At 41.1% G+C, this 19,431-nt stretch carries 22 protein-coding genes; 1 reads left to right on the forward strand and 21 read right to left on the reverse strand.

Going from position 1 to position 19,431, the window contains the following annotated elements:
• The 4 genes from bshB1 to AKG37_RS00850 are packed head-to-tail and all read right to left on the reverse strand — an operon-like array spanning nt 1 to nt 2,273.
• A complete protein-coding gene (gene bshB1, locus AKG37_RS00835) occupies nt 1–705 on the reverse strand; it encodes a bacillithiol biosynthesis deacetylase BshB1 (RefSeq protein ID WP_060697160.1) in 705 nt (234 codons plus the stop codon).
• Nucleotides 692–1,111, reverse strand: a complete 420-nt coding sequence (gene mgsA / locus AKG37_RS00840) for a methylglyoxal synthase (protein WP_012010363.1) — start codon at nt 1,109–1,111, stop codon at nt 692–694. Before mgsA ends, bshB1 begins: the two co-directional genes overlap by 14 nt.
• 17 nt (nt 1,112–1,128) lie before the next feature.
• Nucleotides 1,129–1,932 carry a 4-hydroxy-tetrahydrodipicolinate reductase gene (gene dapB / locus AKG37_RS00845; protein WP_060697161.1) on the reverse strand — a complete coding sequence of 268 codons (804 nt, stop codon included), beginning with the start codon at nt 1,930–1,932 and terminating at the stop codon, nt 1,129–1,131.
• Between the two features lie 5 nt (nt 1,933–1,937).
• A complete protein-coding gene (locus AKG37_RS00850; RefSeq protein WP_003215805.1) occupies nt 1,938–2,273 on the reverse strand; it encodes a nucleotide pyrophosphohydrolase in 336 nt (111 codons plus the stop codon).
• A 137-nt stretch (nt 2,274–2,410) separates the two neighbouring features.
• Here AKG37_RS00850 and AKG37_RS00855 point away from each other — a divergent pair, with 137 nt between their 5' ends.
• Nucleotides 2,411–3,283, forward strand: a complete 873-nt coding sequence (locus AKG37_RS00855) for a YitT family protein (RefSeq protein WP_060596734.1) — start codon at nt 2,411–2,413, stop codon at nt 3,281–3,283.
• Between the two features lie 30 nt (nt 3,284–3,313).
• Here AKG37_RS00855 and ypjB read toward each other — a convergent pair whose 3' ends face one another.
• The 17 genes from ypjB to trpE all read right to left on the reverse strand — a co-directional run bounded on the left by ypjB (nt 3,314) and on the right by trpE (nt 19,258).
• Nucleotides 3,314–4,117: a sporulation protein YpjB gene (ypjB, locus tag AKG37_RS00860; RefSeq protein ID WP_060697162.1), complete on the reverse strand. Its 804-nt coding sequence runs from the start codon at nt 4,115–4,117 to the stop codon at nt 3,314–3,316.
• Between the two features lie 65 nt (nt 4,118–4,182).
• Nucleotides 4,183–4,776 (reverse strand): lipoprotein heptaprenylglyceryl N-acetyltransferase LhaT, encoded by a 594-nt coding sequence (lhaT, locus tag AKG37_RS00865; protein WP_060697163.1) that lies wholly within the window; start codon nt 4,774–4,776, stop codon nt 4,183–4,185.
• Nucleotides 4,777–4,876: 100 nt separating this feature from the next.
• Nucleotides 4,877–5,644 (reverse strand): menaquinol-cytochrome c reductase cytochrome b/c subunit, encoded by a 768-nt coding sequence (locus AKG37_RS00870; RefSeq protein ID WP_060697164.1) that lies wholly within the window; start codon nt 5,642–5,644, stop codon nt 4,877–4,879.
• A gap of 41 nt (nt 5,645–5,685) precedes the next feature.
• On the reverse strand, nt 5,686–6,360 hold the full coding sequence (gene qcrB / locus AKG37_RS00875) for a menaquinol-cytochrome c reductase cytochrome b subunit (RefSeq protein ID WP_003215804.1): 675 nt from the start codon (nt 6,358–6,360) through the stop codon (nt 5,686–5,688).
• Between the two features lie 2 nt (nt 6,361–6,362).
• Nucleotides 6,363–6,869, reverse strand: coding sequence for a ubiquinol-cytochrome c reductase iron-sulfur subunit (locus AKG37_RS00880; protein ID WP_007500911.1), 507 nt, complete (start codon nt 6,867–6,869; stop codon nt 6,363–6,365).
• Nucleotides 6,870–7,013: 144 nt separating this feature from the next.
• Nucleotides 7,014–7,460, reverse strand: coding sequence for a YpiF family protein (locus AKG37_RS00885; RefSeq protein WP_060697165.1), 447 nt, complete (start codon nt 7,458–7,460; stop codon nt 7,014–7,016).
• A gap of 61 nt (nt 7,461–7,521) precedes the next feature.
• Complete coding sequence (locus tag AKG37_RS00890; RefSeq protein ID WP_008344562.1) at nt 7,522–8,061, reverse strand: ReoY family proteolytic degradation factor; 540 nt, start codon at nt 8,059–8,061, stop codon at nt 7,522–7,524.
• Between the two features lie 75 nt (nt 8,062–8,136).
• Nucleotides 8,137–9,408 carry a tetratricopeptide repeat protein gene (locus tag AKG37_RS00895; RefSeq protein ID WP_060697166.1) on the reverse strand — a complete coding sequence of 424 codons (1,272 nt, stop codon included), beginning with the start codon at nt 9,406–9,408 and terminating at the stop codon, nt 8,137–8,139.
• Nucleotides 9,409–9,688: 280 nt separating this feature from the next.
• Nucleotides 9,689–10,975 (reverse strand): 3-phosphoshikimate 1-carboxyvinyltransferase, encoded by a 1,287-nt coding sequence (gene aroA / locus AKG37_RS00900; RefSeq protein ID WP_060697167.1) that lies wholly within the window; start codon nt 10,973–10,975, stop codon nt 9,689–9,691.
• 10 nt (nt 10,976–10,985) lie between these two features.
• Complete coding sequence (locus tag AKG37_RS00905; protein ID WP_060697168.1) at nt 10,986–12,101, reverse strand: prephenate dehydrogenase; 1,116 nt, start codon at nt 12,099–12,101, stop codon at nt 10,986–10,988.
• A gap of 115 nt (nt 12,102–12,216) precedes the next feature.
• A complete protein-coding gene (hisC, locus tag AKG37_RS00910; RefSeq protein WP_060697169.1) occupies nt 12,217–13,314 on the reverse strand; it encodes a histidinol-phosphate transaminase in 1,098 nt (365 codons plus the stop codon).
• A 12-nt stretch (nt 13,315–13,326) separates the two neighbouring features.
• Nucleotides 13,327–14,130: a tryptophan synthase subunit alpha gene (trpA, locus tag AKG37_RS00915; RefSeq protein ID WP_060697170.1), complete on the reverse strand. Its 804-nt coding sequence runs from the start codon at nt 14,128–14,130 to the stop codon at nt 13,327–13,329.
• Nucleotides 14,127–15,326 (reverse strand): tryptophan synthase subunit beta, encoded by a 1,200-nt coding sequence (gene trpB, locus AKG37_RS00920; protein WP_060697171.1) that lies wholly within the window; start codon nt 15,324–15,326, stop codon nt 14,127–14,129. The genes trpA and trpB overlap by 4 nt, the downstream gene beginning before the upstream one ends.
• Nucleotides 15,307–15,975 carry a phosphoribosylanthranilate isomerase gene (locus AKG37_RS00925; RefSeq protein ID WP_060697172.1) on the reverse strand — a complete coding sequence of 223 codons (669 nt, stop codon included), beginning with the start codon at nt 15,973–15,975 and terminating at the stop codon, nt 15,307–15,309. Before AKG37_RS00925 ends, trpB begins: the two co-directional genes overlap by 20 nt.
• Nucleotides 15,972–16,724: an indole-3-glycerol phosphate synthase TrpC gene (gene trpC, locus AKG37_RS00930; RefSeq protein ID WP_060697173.1), complete on the reverse strand. Its 753-nt coding sequence runs from the start codon at nt 16,722–16,724 to the stop codon at nt 15,972–15,974. Before trpC ends, AKG37_RS00925 begins: the two co-directional genes overlap by 4 nt.
• Nucleotides 16,717–17,739 (reverse strand): anthranilate phosphoribosyltransferase, encoded by a 1,023-nt coding sequence (trpD, locus tag AKG37_RS00935; protein WP_060697174.1) that lies wholly within the window; start codon nt 17,737–17,739, stop codon nt 16,717–16,719. Before trpD ends, trpC begins: the two co-directional genes overlap by 8 nt.
• Nucleotides 17,711–19,258: an anthranilate synthase component I gene (gene trpE / locus AKG37_RS00940; protein ID WP_060697175.1), complete on the reverse strand. Its 1,548-nt coding sequence runs from the start codon at nt 19,256–19,258 to the stop codon at nt 17,711–17,713. The genes trpD and trpE overlap by 29 nt, the downstream gene beginning before the upstream one ends.
• Nucleotides 19,259–19,431: the final 173 nt, after the last annotated feature.

A 19,431-nucleotide genomic window follows, 5' to 3' on the forward strand; every position in this document is an offset into this window, starting at 1 on the left:
TTACCCCCCAAGTAAGTCATCATCCATCAAAAGAGGTTTTTTAGTGATAAACCCTTCTGCATATGTTTTGTTGACTTCTCTTCCATACATAGACTCTCTCATTTTGACAAAATCAATATAACCGTTCACAAGAGGTGTCTCTACTGAATCTGCTGATTTAACAAATTGGCTTTTATACGCATGCAAGCTATCGACCTTTTGATGCATCTCCCGAGAAATATCGATCACAAAGTCTGGACGATGATGACCGTTAATCATGTAATAGTACATCTGGCTTATTTTATGCGCTGGCTGCTTGTATGAATCTTCAAATTTATGTATACCTGCAGAAAAAGCGGCCTCTTCTACAAGTGAGCCCGCATGACCATGATCTGGATGACGATCTTGGTAGTGCGGAGCAAAAATCAGTTTCGGTTTGTATGTTCGAATCACGCCTGCAATTTCCTTCATTGCTTCGTCATTTAAATACAGCCCTCTATCTGGAAGTGTAAGCTGGATGCGCGTTGTCACACCTAAAATAGCGGCGGCGGCTTTTGCTTCTTCCTTGCGGCTCTCTACCGTTCCATTTGAAGATAATTCAGCCTGGGTCAAGTCGCAAATCCCGACACGCGCGCCTTTTTTTACGTATTTTGCAATCGTTCCGCCCATTCCGATCTCTACATCATCGCTATGGGCGCCGAATGCAAGGATATCAAGTCGTTTCATTTGTTCCTCCGTTTTTTGCTACATCTCGAAAATCAAACGTACCTTTATTTAAATTCCTGACTAAAATTTCAGCGGTTCCCATATTGGTGGCTAATGGAATGGTATATACATCACAAAGCCGTATGAGCGCAGATACGTCCGGTTCATGCGGCTGCGCTGTTAGCGGGTCTCTAAAAAAGAGCACAAGATCCATTGCGTTATCAGCAATTAAAGCACCAATCTGCTGATCTCCTCCAAGTGGTCCTGACTGGAAACGATGAATGGGAAGCCCCGTCGCTTCTTTCACTCTCAAACCTGTCGTCCCTGTTGCATAAAGTGTATGATCTGCCAAAATATCACGGTACGCAATGGCAAATTGAATCATGTCACTTTTTTTCTTATCGTGAGCGATTAAAGCAATATTCATCAGGAATCCACTCCTTATTAGTCGATGATATTTTCTAATCCATAGACGAGCTGATCAATGTGCATGACCTGTTCCACTGAAAGCTTCACACCTGACATAAAGGATGCACGGTTATAAGAATCATGACGAATGGTGAGCGTCTGTCCGTCCATTCCAAACAGTACCTCTTGATGGGCAATCATTCCTGGAAGTCTTACGCTGTGCAGACGAATACCATCATAATCTGCGCCTCGTGCCCCTTCAATTAATTCTTTCTCTTCGGGATGTCCTTGCTTTTTGCTTTCTCTTACTTCGGCAATCATTTCCGCCGTTTTTAATCCTGTACCGCTCGGAGCATCCAGTTTTTTATCATGATGAAGCTCAATGATTTCAACGTCAGGGAAGTAATTCGCTGCCATTTTGGCAAACTTCATCATTAAGACTGCACCTACAGCAAAGTTTGGTGCAATAATACAGCCTATGCCCTTTTCTTCTGTTAATTGCTGAAGCTCTTTCAGGTCAGCTTCTGAAAATCCAGTTGTACCTACGACTGGACGCACGCCATGTTCAAGTGCTTTTTTTGTATGTACTTTCCCGATTTCTGGTGTCGTCAGATCAATTAATACATCTGGTGCTGTTTCTGAAAGACACACATCAATATCCGTATAAATTGGCGCATCTGATGTCGTATGAATCACATCAGATAATTTTTTTCCTTCGTGCGCGTGATCAAGTGCTGCCACCAGCTCAAAATGGCTTGTTTCTTCCGCCAGCTTCACAGCCTCTATTCCCATTCTCCCTCTTGCTCCAGCAATTACGACTTTGATGGTTTTGCTTGTCATTGTCTCTACTTCCCTTCTTTTTTCGTCCAGCGGTCTTTATCTCTTGTATTGAATTTATGCATTACACGATCATGTGCTTCTTCTAGTGAAATATCGAGTGAATTAGCGAGACATGTTAACACAAACAACACATCACCAATTTCTTCTTCCATACTTTTTTCTGTTTCTGTTGTTTTTTTCGGCTTTTCTCCATAGTAATGGTTAACCTCTCTTGCCAGTTCCCCTAATTCTTCTGTCAGACGGGCCATCATGGCAAGTGGGCTGAAATAGCCTTCTTTAAATTGACCTATGTAATCATCTACTTCTTGCTGCACGTGACGCAGCGTTTTTTCATTCGTCATGAAGCTCATCCTCCTATCCATCTCTTACATGTTAGCGAAATCATAAATATTTGACAAATGTTTAAAACTCAGTTTGCTTGTTTCTCTCCCATACCATATAATATTATCGCTGTCTAAGCAAAAAAAGGAGTGATCTCTTGCTAAAAGAAATTCGTCTTAAAAATATCGTATTTATTTTAATAGGATCGGCGATTTTTTCTTTCGGTCTTGTTCATTTTAATATGCAGAACAATTTGGCGGAAGGCGGATTTACAGGTATTACACTGCTTTTATATTTTTTATTTCACATTGATCCATCCATTTCAAACCTTGTCTTAAACATTCCAATCTTTTTTATCGGCTGGAAAATGCTCGGCAGAACCATGTTTACATACACAATTGTAGGAACAGTCAGTCTTTCCGTTTTTCTTGCCATCTTCCAGCGCTTTCAAATACATATGCCTCTCCAGCACGATTTAGCCTTAGCTGCCCTCTTTGCAGGTGTGTTTATCGGAACAGGCCTCGGAATCATCTTTAAATTCGGCGGTACAACAGGCGGCGTGGACATCATTGCTAGACTCATTAACAAGCATTATCAGGTGGCCATGGGACGAACAATGTTCATCTTTGACGCATGCGTCATTACGATTTCTCTTACTTATTTAAATTATAAAGAAGCGATGTATACTCTCGTCGCAGTCTTTGTTGCTGCGAAGGTCATTGACTTCATGCAAGAAGGCGCTTATGCAGCCAAAGGCGCCATGATTATCTCTGAAAAAGATGATATCATTCAAAAGAAAATCACAGAGGAAATGGAGCGCGGTGTGACCATCTTAAAAGGGATTGGTTCCTATACGAAACAGGAGCGCAACGTCCTTTATTGTGTCGTTCCGAAAAACGAGCTTGTCCATCTCAAAAGCGTCGTGACCTCAGTCGATCCTCATGCGTTTGTTTCCGTCAGTGATGTGCATGATGTACTCGGCGAAGGCTTCACATTAGATGAACACAAAAAGCCGCTCAATCCGCATTAAAAAAAGAAGCCCAAAACTGGTGCTTCTTTTTTATGATTTTGGATAATCAGCCTGACGTTTTTGCTTCTTCTCTTTTTCAGCACGATATTTCCGAAACCCAACATACGTTAACGTTAATAAAATGATACTCCCGGTTGTTAAAATGACCCATAAAAGTGATGGATCCGCTTCATCTTGATCGACATGAGCAAACACACTCGATAAATCCTCTTCCAGCTTCGTGAGACGTTCAAGCTTTGTCCCATTTGATGCCTTTAAAAATTCACCTTGCTCAATCACTTCCATGTGCTGCTTTATCGTCTGCAGCTTTTCAGGCGAAATATCAATGGTTAAACTCGGATAGATCATATCGTATAAAGAAACCAGCTCATTCCAAGTTTCATAGAATGTTGTCGATTCTGGATCTTTCACTTCTTTTTTCAAAGTGGGAAAAGATCCCAAAATAGGCTTTTCGAGCGAACCCCAAAGCGGCTCAGAATCCGACTGGATTGCATCGATCAGCATTCTAAATTGAGCGGCATAACGAAGCTTTTCGCGCTCATTCAATTCTTCCTGCGGCAGCCCTTTTATGATATCTTGATAGCCAAGTGTAATTTGCCGAATCTGCGTATTCGTCAAAGTTCCACGCCAATTCTCAGCTTTAAATGTCTTTTCAACATATAATGCGACTTGTAACGCCTCATCATATTTAGCTTGTCTCGTTAATTGAAAGATTGAATCTGATAGTTCCGTTAATTCTTGCAGCGCGTTAGCAGCTGTCTCCTCACCTTTGGCAACAGCCGGCTGTAATACGAGAAAAAATAATAGAATCATCGCGATTGGCTTTCGTTTCATGCAAGTCCCTCCTAGCCCTTCTCCATACAGCGTATGAAGAAAAGGACAAGGTTAGACCAACATTGTTAAGGGAGTTCCAGCTTAACCGATTTTTTCGATAGAACGAGATAATACGAAACAAGAAGAACCGCAATACTTAACCAAAACGTCACGTAGCCGATCTCGTTTGAATAGGCAGACAACATAGAATAACGCGGCATCATACCAAATACATAATCAATCACATCGTTATGTAAAATCCAAATGCCAGCTACCACCAAATGGCGCATTTGAAAACGGTAATACGGCGCAAACAATACAGCCTGAACCGCCATCGCAAAATGAGACCCAATCAGCATGTAGCCTTCCCATGGAAAGTCATCAATCGATAAAAGCACAAAGATATTCATTCCTACAGCCCATAACCCATATTTGATCAAGGTCACAAGAGCAAGTGCTTCAAAATAAGGAGCGTTTCGTTTCATCAAAAACGCAAGTAATACAAATAAAAAGAAAAAACTGGCCGTTGGACTGTCTGGAACAAAAGCTAAAAAAATAGCAGGCGTCTCTACGAGCTGCGGAATATACCAATAGTATCCGTACACAGTGCCAAGGAAATTGACAATAAGCACCAGCACAAGCATGTAGCGCGTAGCTAGCAAATATTGAATCCATCTCATATGTCTCTTCACTCACGATCTGTTAAAATCAGAAAAAAGCTGACAGCGCCAGCTTTTTCTCTTTTGAGTATATCCTTGTACTTACATTTAAACAACTGAATTATTTAGATTTGACCTCAGATAAATATTTAGAGAGCTTCTCGAGTTCTTCATCACTGCCTTTAAAGACACCCTTAGGCATGTTGCCTTTTCCTTCTACAGCGATTTTAGCGATCTCCTCAGGCGAAAGACCGTTGTCAACGAGTGATGGTCCGGCGGCTCCGCCCTGCATGTTATCCCCATGACAGGAGATACATGTCTGCTCTTGATAAATTTTATACTCTTCAGCTGAGGTATCAATCTCTGCTTCTTTTTTAATCTCACCTTGTTTCGCAGCTGCTTCCCAATCATGAGTTGCAACAGATTCCCACGTTAAATATGTGGCGGCTCCGACTGCAAGGATCATCATCCCCACGGCAATCGGTCTTCTATACGGTCTGCGCTCAGGACCAGAATCAAGAAATGGTGCAAGCAAAAGGGCACCAAACGCAATTCCAGGCATTATCATTGCGCCAACGACAGTATAGCTTCCTGCAGCAAATTCATATTTTAATAACTGGTACAAAAATAGGAAATACCAGTCTGGCAGCGGAATATAGCCAGTATCTGTTGGATCAGCCATCCGCTCAAGCGGAGGCGCATGAACAACAGTTAGGACAAGAAATCCAATTAAAAAAACGGCACCTACAAGCCATTCCTTTAATAGAAAGTTCGGCCAAAAGGCTTCTGTTTTTCCCGGATATTCGGAATAATCTTTAGGTATGTTAGGTTTTCTTTCTGCCGGTATTCTGGAATCTCCGACAAACTTCATCCCTTTTCCCCTATGCACAGTCATCCCCTCCTCATTGAACATTCATCAAACGCAACATTTTATAGCGGTCCAGAAATTCCTTGCTTACGAATCATAATAAAGTGGGCAGCCATCAGCCCAAATAATGCCGCTGGCAAGAAAAAGACATGGATAGCGAAAAATCTCGTCAGCGTTTGTGCCCCTACAATGTCAGGATGACCTGCAAGCAGCGTTTTGATCTCTTTACCAATGAAAGGTGTTGCTTCTGCAATTTGAAGTCCAACCTTCGTCGCAAACAGCGCCTTCATATCCCATGGTAAAAGATAACCTGTAAAACCAAGTCCAAGCATCACAAAGAAAATGAGCACACCAACAATCCAGTTCAGCTCTCTAGGTTTTTTATACGCCCCCTGGAAAAAGACCCTTAGCGTATGTAAAAACATCATGACAATAACTAAACTCGCACCCCAGTGGTGCATCCCTCTGACAATCTGACCAAATGCTACTTCATTTTGCAAATAATAGACAGATTCCCAGGCATTTTTAATATCCGGCACGTAATACATCGTTAAAAACATGCCAGAAAGGACTTGAATGACTGTCACAAAAAACGTTAAACCGCCAAAACAATACACAAAAGCGGAGAAATGATGTGCTGGATTGACGTGCTCTGGCACTTCATGATCCGCAATATCTCTCCATATTGGTGTAATGTCTAGCCGCTCATCGACCCAATCGTAAATCTTGTTAAGCATCGTTACCCTTCCCCTTTCGGCACAGCTTTTCCAAGATAGAGGTATCCGTCCTTCACTTGCTGCTTATAATGGTCAAGCGGTGCAAGCGGTGGAGTTCCGGGTACGTTTGTACCATCCTTGTCGTACAGCCCGTAGTGGCACGGGCAGAAAAATTTGTTTGGATTTTTCGGATCACTGTTCCAGTTCACTGTACATCCTAAATGTTTACAGATTGGCGATAAAGCGACAATTTCATCCCCTTCTTTGTACACCCATGCTGACCTAGATTCCTTTGACTCATACCATGCATCTACTTGATCAATTTTAAAGTCAAAGCGCTTCGGTTCCTTTGTCAGTTCATCTACACTGACAACTTGAACCATATCCTGATCCTCTGTTCCTTTTAGTACAGGGTCAAGCGCAAAGCGAACCATAGGCATGAGCATTCCAGCGGCCATAAATCCCCCCACGCCGGTCAACGTGTAATTCAAAAATTGACGCCTGGACACTCCATGTCTCTTCTCGCTCATTTTTTTCTCCCCCCCTCAGGTCGTCAGCTACTTTATAACTGAATTAGAAAAAATTTCATAAAACTAGGACACCCTCATAATATATCAATCTATTCACAAGGTCAACAGCCTAAAAAGCTATGTACAAAGCAAATGTAAGGGTTTTTATGAAGGGTTCCATTTTTGTAACAAAAAGTTCAAAATTTGTTCTACACTGTCTTGAATGACTTTCTGCTTTAATTCAATCTTTAAATGCTCCAGCGGAACCGGCTTGAGCAAAAATAGCGATTCGCTGATTTCAGTACGCTCTTTAAAGTGGTGATCCGATGTGATAAACACGACATGCTGAAAATGATCTTTAAGTGACTGCTTCATTGTAAGTATGTCTTCTTGTTTTCGGTCATTCACTTCCAAATATGTATGGGATGGAAAAAGAAAAACCCGCCCTTTTAGCTGCCTTTCAAGTTCATCTGTTACAAGAATTGTAAACTCCCCTAAAGACACGGTGTGTTTAATTTGATCTGCATCAATCCCAACTAATGGAATGATAGCGGTATCAATGTAATCTTTAGATTGCAAAAAGCGATCCGCATCCTCCGCTTGAAACTTCATCTATTTCCCCTCTTTCATAACATAAGCCCTGCCTGTAAAGGGCAAGGCTTATTTGTTCAGTTTATGACAATAGACTTAATTCTTTAGCTAACTTATTAAATGTTTCTTGGTCATGCCGGTCAAGTGCTTCATCTATTTCTTTCATGAGCCGTTCTTTTTGGAAAGTTGCGATCGAGTGCTCAAGCACTTTCTCAGCAAGATCCTTATCTTTTTCGTTCTCATAAAGATCCTTTGGAATATGAGGGTTTGTTTCAAGAACAGCTGCATATTCCGGTGAACGATAAGCAGAACGGAAATTCAATTGAATAAACAAATCTTGCTGTTTATTCAAACGAATATCATGAAATGACTTTTCAGCATCTGTCGTCATAATGTTTTCTTTATAAAATCTAAAGGGAACTTCATCCACACAGTGTGTTGACATAATAATCCCCCTTGGGCAAAATTCTGCTTGCTCTACAAAATGAACCTTTTCCATCAAAGAGTCGTGACTCATTAAATAATTTAATATCCAAACACACTCTCTTCGCTTTAGCTGATAATGGTTTAAGAACCACCGGATAAATTCCTTTTTTTCATTGACAGAAACAGGGGTCTGCATGTTATTCCCTCCTCTATCGTAAATTAAATTGCTATACATGAATTATTCAACAAACCAGTTCTTCATTCCTGCAAACTATAAGGAAATTTCGTCTTCAATTCTTAAAATCGTTTCTTCGATTTCTTCATTCGTACCATCTTTCTGAAGAACTTTGCGTAATAACGGCAATGCTTCTTTTTGTCTGCCTTCTTCTAAAAGGAACGAAGCGTATTCATATAAAAAGTCACGTTCCTCATCAAAATCAGGCAGGGCCAGCTTGAAATATTCGGCGGCTTCTTTGTATTCTTCTCGCCCGACAAAAGCAGATGCAGCATACCAATTCCATTTTGGATCATCTTCCCCAAAGCTTTTAACCTCTTTAATAACATCCAAAATCTCATCAAACAGCTCTTCATTTAAATAAATCGCAAGCAATGTTTGAACCGCTTCAATATATCCCGGATCGAGAGCAAGTGCTTCTTGAAGCAGCTTTTTCGCATCTTCTGAATCCCCGTTTTTCAAGTCAATCTTGGCACCATATAAATATAATTCTTTGTTATACTCATCAACTTTAATACCCTCTTTTACTACCTCTAAAGCCTCGTGATATAGTCCTTCTTCCTCATAACTTTTCGCTAAAGGCATATAAAGAGACGAATAAGACGGATCAATATCTTTTAGTTCTGAAAGCTGCTGAATGGCTGTTTTCGTTCTGCCAGCCCTCATCGCTGTAAAGCCGTAGCCAAAGAGTGTATTCGGGTCTGCTTGATCTTTTACTGCCTTTTCATACCACTCAAGCGCATCCTCAAATTCTCCAGCTGTACTGAGTGATTCAGCAAGCCGTTGATACACATTGACACCGCCAACTTCATGCTGTTGATCTGCCACTTTGTAGAAATAATCGGCGGCTTTCTTTGAAAGACCTTGAGAAAAATACAATTCACCTAATGCAAAATCGATGATGGCTTCATTCGGAAGTAGTTCTTTCGCTTTTAAGAGCTTTTGTTCACTCACTTCAAATAGTCCTTGCATTTGATACAAATCGGCCATTAACAATAAACTCTCTGGATATGCATCATCATCTTCAGGAATCGTTTCTAAAACCGCAATCGCCTTCTCTTCTTCATCAGAGTCAATCAATAGCTCTGCATAAAAACACGTTAAACCTGTTTCCTCTGGATATAAATCATGTAAATCACTGATGAGATTCCGCGCTTTATCGATATCTCCCCAATCATAATATAACTGAGCCGCCTGCGCCTTTTCTTCATCATGCAAATGCTTCTCTGCTTGAGCAAGTGTTTGGAGTCCTTTTTCAGTCTCACCCGCCTCAACTAATTTTATGGCTTCTTGTAATGAACTATTCAAATCAAACCGTTCCCTTCTGTTTCCAAAAACCAAAACTATTGTTACTTCATATCATAATCGACAGATACACATCCAGCAAATATGTTGCTCTTTTAAAATGAGCCCATTTTTGTGTTTTAAAGACTGTTTTTCATTCCATCCTTTACGAAACTGACGATTTGTAAACTGCAGGCACTTTTTTTATCATTCAAAATGATTTTTTTCAAGGTTTCACCTTGAGACAAGCTATGCTATATTTCTGACAAATATGCAAAAGGAAAGAAAAAGCCTGAGGCTATCCTCAGACTGTTTTCGTTAAATATTCAATGTGTTCAAAGAAATTCGGGTATGAGACACGAACAGCATCTGTATCTTCAATCTCAACCGCTTGCTTTGTTATACATGCTGCAATCCCGAGCATCATCCCGATTCGGTGATCTCCATAGCTTGAGACGACTGCACCGCCTTGAAGCGTGGTTTTCCCATGAATCTTCATACCATCATCTGTTGCTTCAATATCAGCACCAAGTTTTTTAAGTTCAGATACTACCGTATCAATGCGATTGGTCTCTTTTACTTTTAACTCAGCAGCATCTTTAATGATCGTTGTTCCTTCTGCTTGGGTCGCAAGAAGCGCAATAATTGGAATCTCGTCGATGAGTCTTGAAATCATGTCACCAGAAATTTCAATCCCTTTTAATGAAGAAGTAGAGATGATTAAGTCACCATACGGTTCTCCGTCTTTGGCATCTCCTTCATTAATCTCAAGATTTGCGCCCATTTGTTTCAGCACATCAATAATACCTGTTCTTGTTTTGTTTAGTCCAACATTTTTTAAGACGATCCGGCTGTTAGGAACGATCGCTCCAGCTACAAGGAAAAATGCAGCTGAAGAGATGTCTCCAGGAACAAAGATATCTGTTGCTTTTAATGTTTGGCCACCTTCAATAGAAACACTTTGTTCATCTTCTTCTAGTTTTACACCAAACATTGAGAGCATTCTTTCTGTATGATCTCTTGATTTATGTGGTTCAGTTAACGTCGTTGTTCCCTCTGCTTGAAGCCCGGCTAAAAGGACAGCCGACTTAATTTGTGCACTTGCCACCGGAGACTCATAAGAGATGCCTTTTAAATGACCGCCGCGAATGGATAGTGGCGTATACTCGCCGTTTGCTCTGCCATCTATTTTAGCTCCCAATTGTTTAAGCGGCCCTGTCACTCGTTTCATTGGTCTTTTAGCAATGCTCTCATCACCGATTAGTGTACTGTGAAACTCACATCCAGCTAATATTCCCATCATTAATCGAATGGTTGTACCAGAATTACCAACGTCGAGGATGTCGGATGGCTCCTTGAGCTCTTTCAGCCCCTTACCATGAATGACAACATCTGTCCCTTTTTGTTCAATTTCAACGCCCATCTTTCTAAAGCAATCAATCGTACTTAAACAATCTGCTCCAGGAAGAAAGTTTTTCACTACTGTTGTCCCATCAGCAATTGCACCAAACATCACTGATCTATGCGAAATAGATTTATCACCTGGGATATGAATCTCTCCATTCATAGGAGCATTTTTATGAATTTTCATGTTTGTCACCTCAGTCAGCATAAAATGTATCGTAGTTCGCTCTATTTTTTATACAGATTTCTGCACGCTTACGGTCGTCATCTGTTTGAAAACTAATGCGTAAAATCCCGTTAATGTCTTCCCGCGTTTCAATAATACGGATATTTGTAATACTAATGTTTTCACTTGCTAGATGCCCTGTAATCTCCGAAATGACCCCAGGGTGATCCGGAACATCCACATACAGATCATAAAAAGCAGGAATCGCTCCTTTCTTCCTTAGAGGAAGTCCATCGCGATATTTCTTTGCATCCTGAAAATAAGAGAACAATCCTTCAGCATCTTCTTGCTGGACAAAGGCTTCAATACGGTCGATCTCTTTTTTCCATTCATGGAAACGGTCTAAAATCTTATGTTTATTGTGCAGAAGGATATCCCGCCACATTGCAGGGTTGCTTGAAGCAATGCGTGTGATATCACGAAAGCCTCCAGCAGCAAACCGTTTGACAAGTGGGAATTGTTCTTCAAAATGATGCGCTTGATGCACAAGGCTGGCTGCGACAATATGAGGAAAATGACTAATAACACTTGTCACAGCATCATGTTCTTCTGGGGTCATCTCGATGAAATGAGCATTTGTCCCCTTTAACAAGTCCTTCAAACGATCAACAGCCTGGCGGTTTGTTTCCTTTGCCGGCGTTAAAATGTAGAACGCATTTTCAAATAAGAAGTCTTTTGCTGCAATGACACCTGATTTATGAGAGCCTGCCATTGGATGTCCACCAATAAATTGGTAATGCTTAGGCAGTGTTTTTTCAGCAAAATGGACGACCTTTTGCTTTGTGCTGCCGACATCAGTGATTGTAAGCTCTCTTTTAATCCCAGACTCTGCAATATCACTAAGCATCTTCACTGTTTGCTGGACTGGTGTTGCCAAAACAATCATCGAAGATTCATCTAACCCGGCCATAAACGAATCAGCTGCTACATCAATGATACCCAACTTTGTTGCAGCAACCATTTGCTCCTTTGAAACATCATATCCTACAATTTTTTTATGAGGATACTCTTTTTTTATGGAGAGTGCAATGGAGCCTCCAATTAAACCGAGTCCAGCGATTAATATTGTTTCGTTTGCATCATTCATATTCATCACCTGATTTTTCGCGAAAATTAAACAAACCATTTCTAAAACTTATATGTATATAAGGTTGGTACAATGAAAGCCATATCCTGTCTTAGGATATGACTTTATGGTTATGCTACGCACGAATGCCTTGCATTAAATCGGCAAGTGTACTTAGAATGTCTTCATTTTGCTCCTTTGTTCCGACAGTAATACGTAAAGAAGTAGGAAAACCAAGTGCTTTCCCGGAACGAACAATGTAGCCTTTTTTCAACAATGCATTGAACAATTCATCTGCATCTCTTTTAAAATCGATCAGCACGAAGTTTGTTTGAGATGGATAGATCAATAGTCCAAAACGGTCAGCAAAATCTTGATATTGCTTGAGACCTGCTTCATTTTTCTGCCTGCATGATTGAATGAAGTCTTGATCACTTATCGCTGCACGCGCAGCTGCCTGAGCGATGCGACTAGTATTAAACGGCTCTCTCGCTGGTTCAATGGCCGTAATCAGCTCTTCTGAAGCAATCCCATAGCCTACTCGCAGCGCTGCAAGCCCATATGCTTTAGAAAACGTTCGAAGTACAATGATGTTTTGATAGGATTGTAATAAAGATAAACTGTTCGGAAAATCTTCAGCACGAACATATTCGAAATACGCTTCATCAAGTACAACAAGCACGTGAGCTGGTACTTCGTCTAAAAACGCCACAAGCTCAGCTTCGGACAAATGATTTCCTGTCGGGTTATTTGGGTTGCACACCCAGACAACCTTCGTGTTTTCATCAATCGCATCCAGCATGCCCTTCAGATCGTGAGCTCCTCCATCTAAAAGAGACACTTCTCGAACTTCTGCCTTTTCAATCACTGCATTATGACGATATTGCGGAAAAGATGGAGATGGGACGACGGTATTTGTATGTTGGTCAAGGAATGCTCTAGCAATAATTTGTACAAGTTCATCTGAGCCATTCCCGAATATTAATTGTTTTTCATTTACTTGAAGGAACTCGGCCAGTTCTGTTCTTAAACTTGCGCTGTATCCATCTGGATAAATCGCTAAATGTTCAAGCTCAGCTTGTATCGCCTCTCTTGCATGTACGGAACATCCAAAAGGGTTTTCATTTGAAGCCAATTTCACAATTTTGTCTAATTGATATTCTTTTTTGACCTCTTCAATTGGTTTCCCAGGTTGATACGGTTTTAGTTGTTTTAATTGTTCTTTGATTTGCAAAATGTTTTCACCTCATTTGAATGTATAGAGGGGACTAAATGTTTTTGCATATGTTTCGAATTCTCTTAAAGCATCTTGACGTGTATCACTTGCTAACAATTGTTCGTGAAGCTCTTCAATTTTTTTCACAAGTGCACTGCCTACAACGACACCGTCACTCAGTTTATTCATTGAGTCTACCTGCTCTCTAGTTGAGATGCCAAAACCGACCGCAACCGGTATGTGACTCAGCTGTTTCACTTGTTGAATAAAATCAGTAATCGATGCATCAAAGGATTGTCTGACACCTGTTACACCAAGAGATGAAACACAATACACAAAACCTTCTGCCTGCTCTACAATGTTTACTAATCGTTCCTTGCTTGTTGGTGCAACGAGTGAAATATATGAAATGCCATGTGATTGACAGTTCTTTTGCAGCTCGCTGCTCTCTTCAAACGGTAAGTCGGGTGTTAAGAGTCCCGAAATATGATTTTTGCGCAGTAAAGCGAAAAAGTATTCTGTGTCTAATTGTAACACAGGATTATAATACGTAAATAGAATTACAGGAATTTTTACACCGTTTTTTTTCATCTTCCCTGCTAATTCTATCGCTTTTACGATATTCATGCCATGATTTAGAGCTCTTTTCGAGGCTCTTTGAATAACAGGACCATCCGCTAGGGGATCGGAATAAGGAACACCGAGTTCAATCGCATGTGCACCGGCTGCTTGAAGGGAGATAGCTAAATCAATTGTAATCTCTTCTGACGGATCTCCTGCAGTGATAAATGGAATAAATAATTTCTCACCTTGCTCTAATTGAAATGTAATCATTTTGTTTTACCCTCACTTTCAAGCACCTTCATTAATGTGTGCACATCCTTATCGCCTCTTCCTGACAGGCAGACAAGGACGATTTCATCTTCATTCATCGTCTTACTTATCTCACACGCCTTGGCTAACGCGTGTGCAGATTCAATCGCTGGCAGAATTCCTTCTTTTTCAGTCAGCAGCTTTAGGGCATCTAGTGCCTCTTGATCTGTCGCACTCACATATTGAACCCGGCCGCTTGCATGTAAATATGCGTGCTCTGGTCCAATCCCAGGATAATCTAAACCAGCGGAAATAGAATACGGCTCAATAATTTGACCAAATTCGTCTTGGATTAAATATGTCAAAGAGCCATGAATCACTCCTTTTGTACCTTTCGTGATGGTTGCTGCGTGCAGCGGCGTATCGATTCCTTTTCCAGCTGCTTCTACCCCAATGATATCTACCTCTTCATCTAAGAATGCCCGGTACATTCCAATGGCATTACTTCCCCCGCCGACACAGGCTATGACTTTATGAGGAAGTCTTCCTTCTTTTTCAAGCAGCTGCTCTTTTGCTTCATCACCAATCATCCGCTGGAACTCGCTGACAATTTGAGGATAGGGGTGAGGTCCTACAACTGAGCCAATCATATAAAAATGATCACTGCAATGCTGAACCCAATAACGGATGGCTTCGTTGGTAGCATCTTTTAATGTGCCATTCCCGCTTGTGACAGGTATGACCTCAGCACCAAGCAGTTTCATTCGGAAGACATTGAGTGATTGTCTTTCTACATCTTCTTTTCCCATAAATACCGTGCAGGATAACCCGAACTTTGCGGCCACCGTTGCAGCAGCTACTCCGTGCTGACCTGCGCCTGTTTCTGCAATAATGTTTGATTTCCCCATTTTTTTCGCAAGCAGGGCCTGCCCAAGCGCATTGTTAATTTTATGAGCGCCTGTGTGGTTTAAATCTTCTCTTTTTAGATAGATTTTTGCGCCGCCGAGGTATGCTGATAATTGGTCGGCATGTGTAAGCGCAGTCGGCCTGCCTGAATAGTTTCGAAGTAGTGATACATATTCTGCTTGAAAAGCAGGATCTTCTTTTAGTTCACGAAATGCTTGCTCGATTTCTGCAAGTGGCTGCATGAGCGTTTCCGGGACAAATTTCCCTCCGAATTCTCCGTATCTTCCAATCTCATTTGGATATGCGTACATCGTTTAACATCCTTTCTTCGAGCGCTTTAATCTTCGCGCTGCTTTTCTTCCCGTTTTCTTCTATTCCGCTTGAAAGATCAATCGCTTCTGGACCATAGGCGAGCAGCTCTGCTATCGTTTCTGGTGTGATGCCGCCCGCAATAATGCAAGTTTTCTCCAGTTGTTTTGCATGCTGAACATATAGAGGCACTGCCTCCCAAGCAAAAGCTGTTCCAGAGCCGCCTCTCATCCCTTTTACTTTCGCATCAATGAGGAAGCCATCGACTACAGGCGCAAATGCTGTCATTTTTTCAAGTGTGCTTGTTACATTAGACTCGTGATGAAACACTTTCCAAACGATCGCCCCTGTTTGTTGTTTTATTTCTTTTGCATCATCTTGTGTTTCATCTCCATGAAGCTGCACAATATCTAAAGGAATATGCTTTGTGATGTCGCACACTTTTTGTACCTTTTCATTTACAAATACACCAGCAATCTCTTTCTCACACTTTGTTTGAATGAGCCATTGTTTCACTTGATCTGGATGGACTTGTCTTTTACTTGGAGCAAAAATAAACCCGATTGCATCTGCTTGAGTTTGCGCAATGCATTCCACATCTTCTTGTGATACTGCCCCGCAATATTTTAAATAAGGCTTCATCTTGTTCATTCTCCAAACAATGTCTGAACGGCTTTTTCTTGTGATTGTTCTCTCATTAATGATTCCCCTACAAGGACTGCACTCGCTCCATGTTCCTTAACAAAGGTCAAATCATCAAATGTTTGAATGCCGCTCTCACTCACTAGTAAGACATCGTTTGGAACAAGTGGTGCGATCTCTTTTGTTTGTTCAACTGTTGTGATAAATGTATTTAAATTCCGGTTGTTTACCCCAATGATTTCAGGAGTAAACAACTTTAAAATCTTTTCCAGTGTATCTGCTGCATGTACTTCGACAAGGACATCAAGTCCTTTTTCTTCCGCTTCAGCATATAGCTCATACAGCTTTTGCGGCTCAAGTACTTCTCCAATTAATAAAATCGCATCTGCTCCTATACGTCTTGACTCTTCTACCTGTATGGAGTCAATGATGAAATCTTTTCTTAAAATCGGACGATCAACGTGTTCTTTAATGAGTGAAAGATATTCGTTTTTTCCTTGAAAGAACGGTTCATCCGTTAAGACAGATAGGCAATCAGCCTTTGATGTTTCGTAGGCTTTTGCTGTTTGTAAAGGGTCAAAATTCGGTTGAATGATCCCTTTAGATGGAGACGCCTTTTTCACCTCAGCAATCAGACCAATTGAGCGATGAGGATTCATTAATGCTTCTTTAAAGGATCGTCTGTCAAAGTGTCCATCCTCTGGTAATTTCAACGTTTGGATATGTTCTTTTTTTCGGGCAATGATTTGATTAAGCATAGATCTCTTCCTCTTTCGTTTTTTGTTTTAAACGAGCCAACTGTTCTTTCGCTGCACCGCTTTTAATCGTTTCTAACGCTTTTAATGTTCCTGCCATGAGGCTTTCTGACTTTCCTCCGACATATAAAGCCGCCCCAGCATTTAGGGCTGTAATATGAAGCGGCGCCCCTTCTGTTTGATGATTCAATATATTCTGAATCAATTTGGCGCTCTCTTCCGGTGATTGGACTTGAATATCGGATAAATTCCCTTTTTCCAGTCCAAAGTCTTCTGGGTTTAGTGTATATTCTGTCATCACATCTTTTTTGAGTTCAATCACATAGGAATTGGCTGTAATCGTTAATTCATCCAGCCCATCCTCCCCGCAAACAAATAGGACATGTTCTGGCTCTAATGGCGCAAGGGCTTTCGCCATTAATTTTGCCTTTTCCTTTGAGTACACACCGATGATTTGCTTTTTAGCTTGCATTGGGTGGCAGAGCGGGCCTAATAGATTAAAGACCGTCCGGAACCCGAGCTGCTTGCGGACTACTGCTACTTGTTTCATAGATGAATGATACAACGGTGCAAATAAAAAGCCCATGTTTTTCTCTTGTATTTGTCTTCTTGTTTCTTCTGGTGTGGATTGAATATGAATCCCAAGACACTCTAGCACGTCGGCACTCCCGCTTTTAGAAGAAACTGAACGATTTCCGTGTTTTGCGATTTTGGCGCCAGCGGCAGAAGCAACAATGGCAGCGGCAGTTGATATATTAAATGTAGAAAGCCCATCGCCACCTGTGCCGCATGTATCAACAACATCAAACGATTGTTCCATTGGTGCTGCATTTTGTCTCATGGCTTTCACAAAGCCTGTCATTTCCTCCGCCGTTTCTCCTCTATGCGCTAAAATGGATAAACTTGCAGCGACTTCAGCATCTGTTAAAGAGCCGCTCATCATATCATGCATCAGTCTATTTGCTTCATTTTCTGATAAATAGCCGCCATTAACAAGAGCTGATAGTCGTTGATTCATCCTGCACACTCTCCTTTTCTGAGAAAATATGTTCCGCAAGCTGAATGGCTTTTAGAAGCGCTCCTGCCTTGTTACAAGTCTCTTCCCATTCATTTTCTGGAACAGAATCAGCGACAATGCCAGCGCCTGCTTGTATAGAAGCGGTCTGATCTTTGACGCTCATCGTACGAATGGTAATACAGGAGTCGATATTGCCGTCAAATCCAATATAGGCAATACAGCCGCCATACGTTTCCCTTGGCTCAGGCTCCATTTCATTTAATAATTGCATCGCTCGTATTTTCGGTGCACCTGTTAATGTACCTGCTGGAAATGCTGACATGAGCGCATCAACTGGATGTGTATCCTGTTTTAACTTTCCTGTCACAATGGAGATGATGTGCATGACATGAGAGAAGTTCACTACTTTTGTAAAGGTTGGTACTGACACACTCCCGTATTCTGCCACACGGCCTACATCATTTCTAGCTAGATCCACTAACATATAATGCTCTGCTTTTTCCTTTTCATCTTCTAGCAGCTCTTTTGCTAGTGCAGCATCCTCTTCTCTTGTTGTTCCTCGTTTTCTTGTGCCAGCAATAGGATGAATTTCTAAATGCCCGTTTTTGGCATGGATTAATCGTTCTGGCGAGCTGCCGACTAAATCGCGGTCTTTTAATTTCATAAAATACATATATGGAGATGGATTCACAATGCGCAGCACACGGTATAATTCAAATGAACTGACTGACACAGGGATATCAAAGCGCTGCGAGAGGACGCCTTGAAAAATGTCACCCGCTCGGATGTACTCTTTGATTTTTTCTACATCCTTTAAAAATTGTGTTTTTTCATATGTTGATGTCACATGCTCAAAGGATGGCGGCTCGTTCATATTCCCTGTTATAATCAATTCTTTCATATCAATTTTTGTATGGAGTTTGTGAATCATCTGTTCAAGCTGCTTTTGATTTTCTTTGTAAGCTCGTATTTTTTCGTCTTCAGTTTCATTTCCGGCCAGCTGAGTGTATTGGATAAAATGAACATGATTTGTTTCATGATCAAAGGCAATCATCGTTTGGCAAACAAATAATGTACAATTTTCTGTCGTCGATGCGCCCCGGTGCGGCCTGACAGAAGGCTCAATGTTTGGGATCAGATCGTAACTTAAGTAACCAACAGCACCGCCTGTAAATGGGATATCAATATCTGGTGTCTTAATTTGATATTGTTCTTTCATCCAATCTAGCAAATCTTTCAGCTCTTGCTTTTGCATGACTTTCTGCCCCGCGGCGTCACGTGCAATGTATTTGTTTTGATCATCGTGTAAGGTTAAAAACGGATGTAATCCAATGAAGGAATATCTCGACCAGCTGGAAGACTCATCTTTGCTTTCTAGCAAATACACAATATCTTGTTTGAGTTTTTCCACAATTTGAATGGGTGAAATCGTATCAACTGTAATGGTTTTCACAATCGGGATTGTTTTGTGGGACTCACTGTCCTTTAAAAATTGGGTCAGATTTGATTGGGAAATCATATGCACACTCCTTAAATGGATTAAGGAGAATGAGGGGGACATATAGAGGATTTGTATGAGTATACGAAATAAGCCTAAAAGAGGGTTCCTCTTTTAGGCAGTATGATTAAATAGAAGTATCGTATCTCTGCTCAACTCTACTCATCTCAACTACCCTAGTCTCATTCTCATCT

Source organism: Bacillus australimaris, from assembly GCF_001307105.1.
Taxonomy (GTDB): domain Bacteria; phylum Bacillota; class Bacilli; order Bacillales; family Bacillaceae; genus Bacillus; species Bacillus australimaris.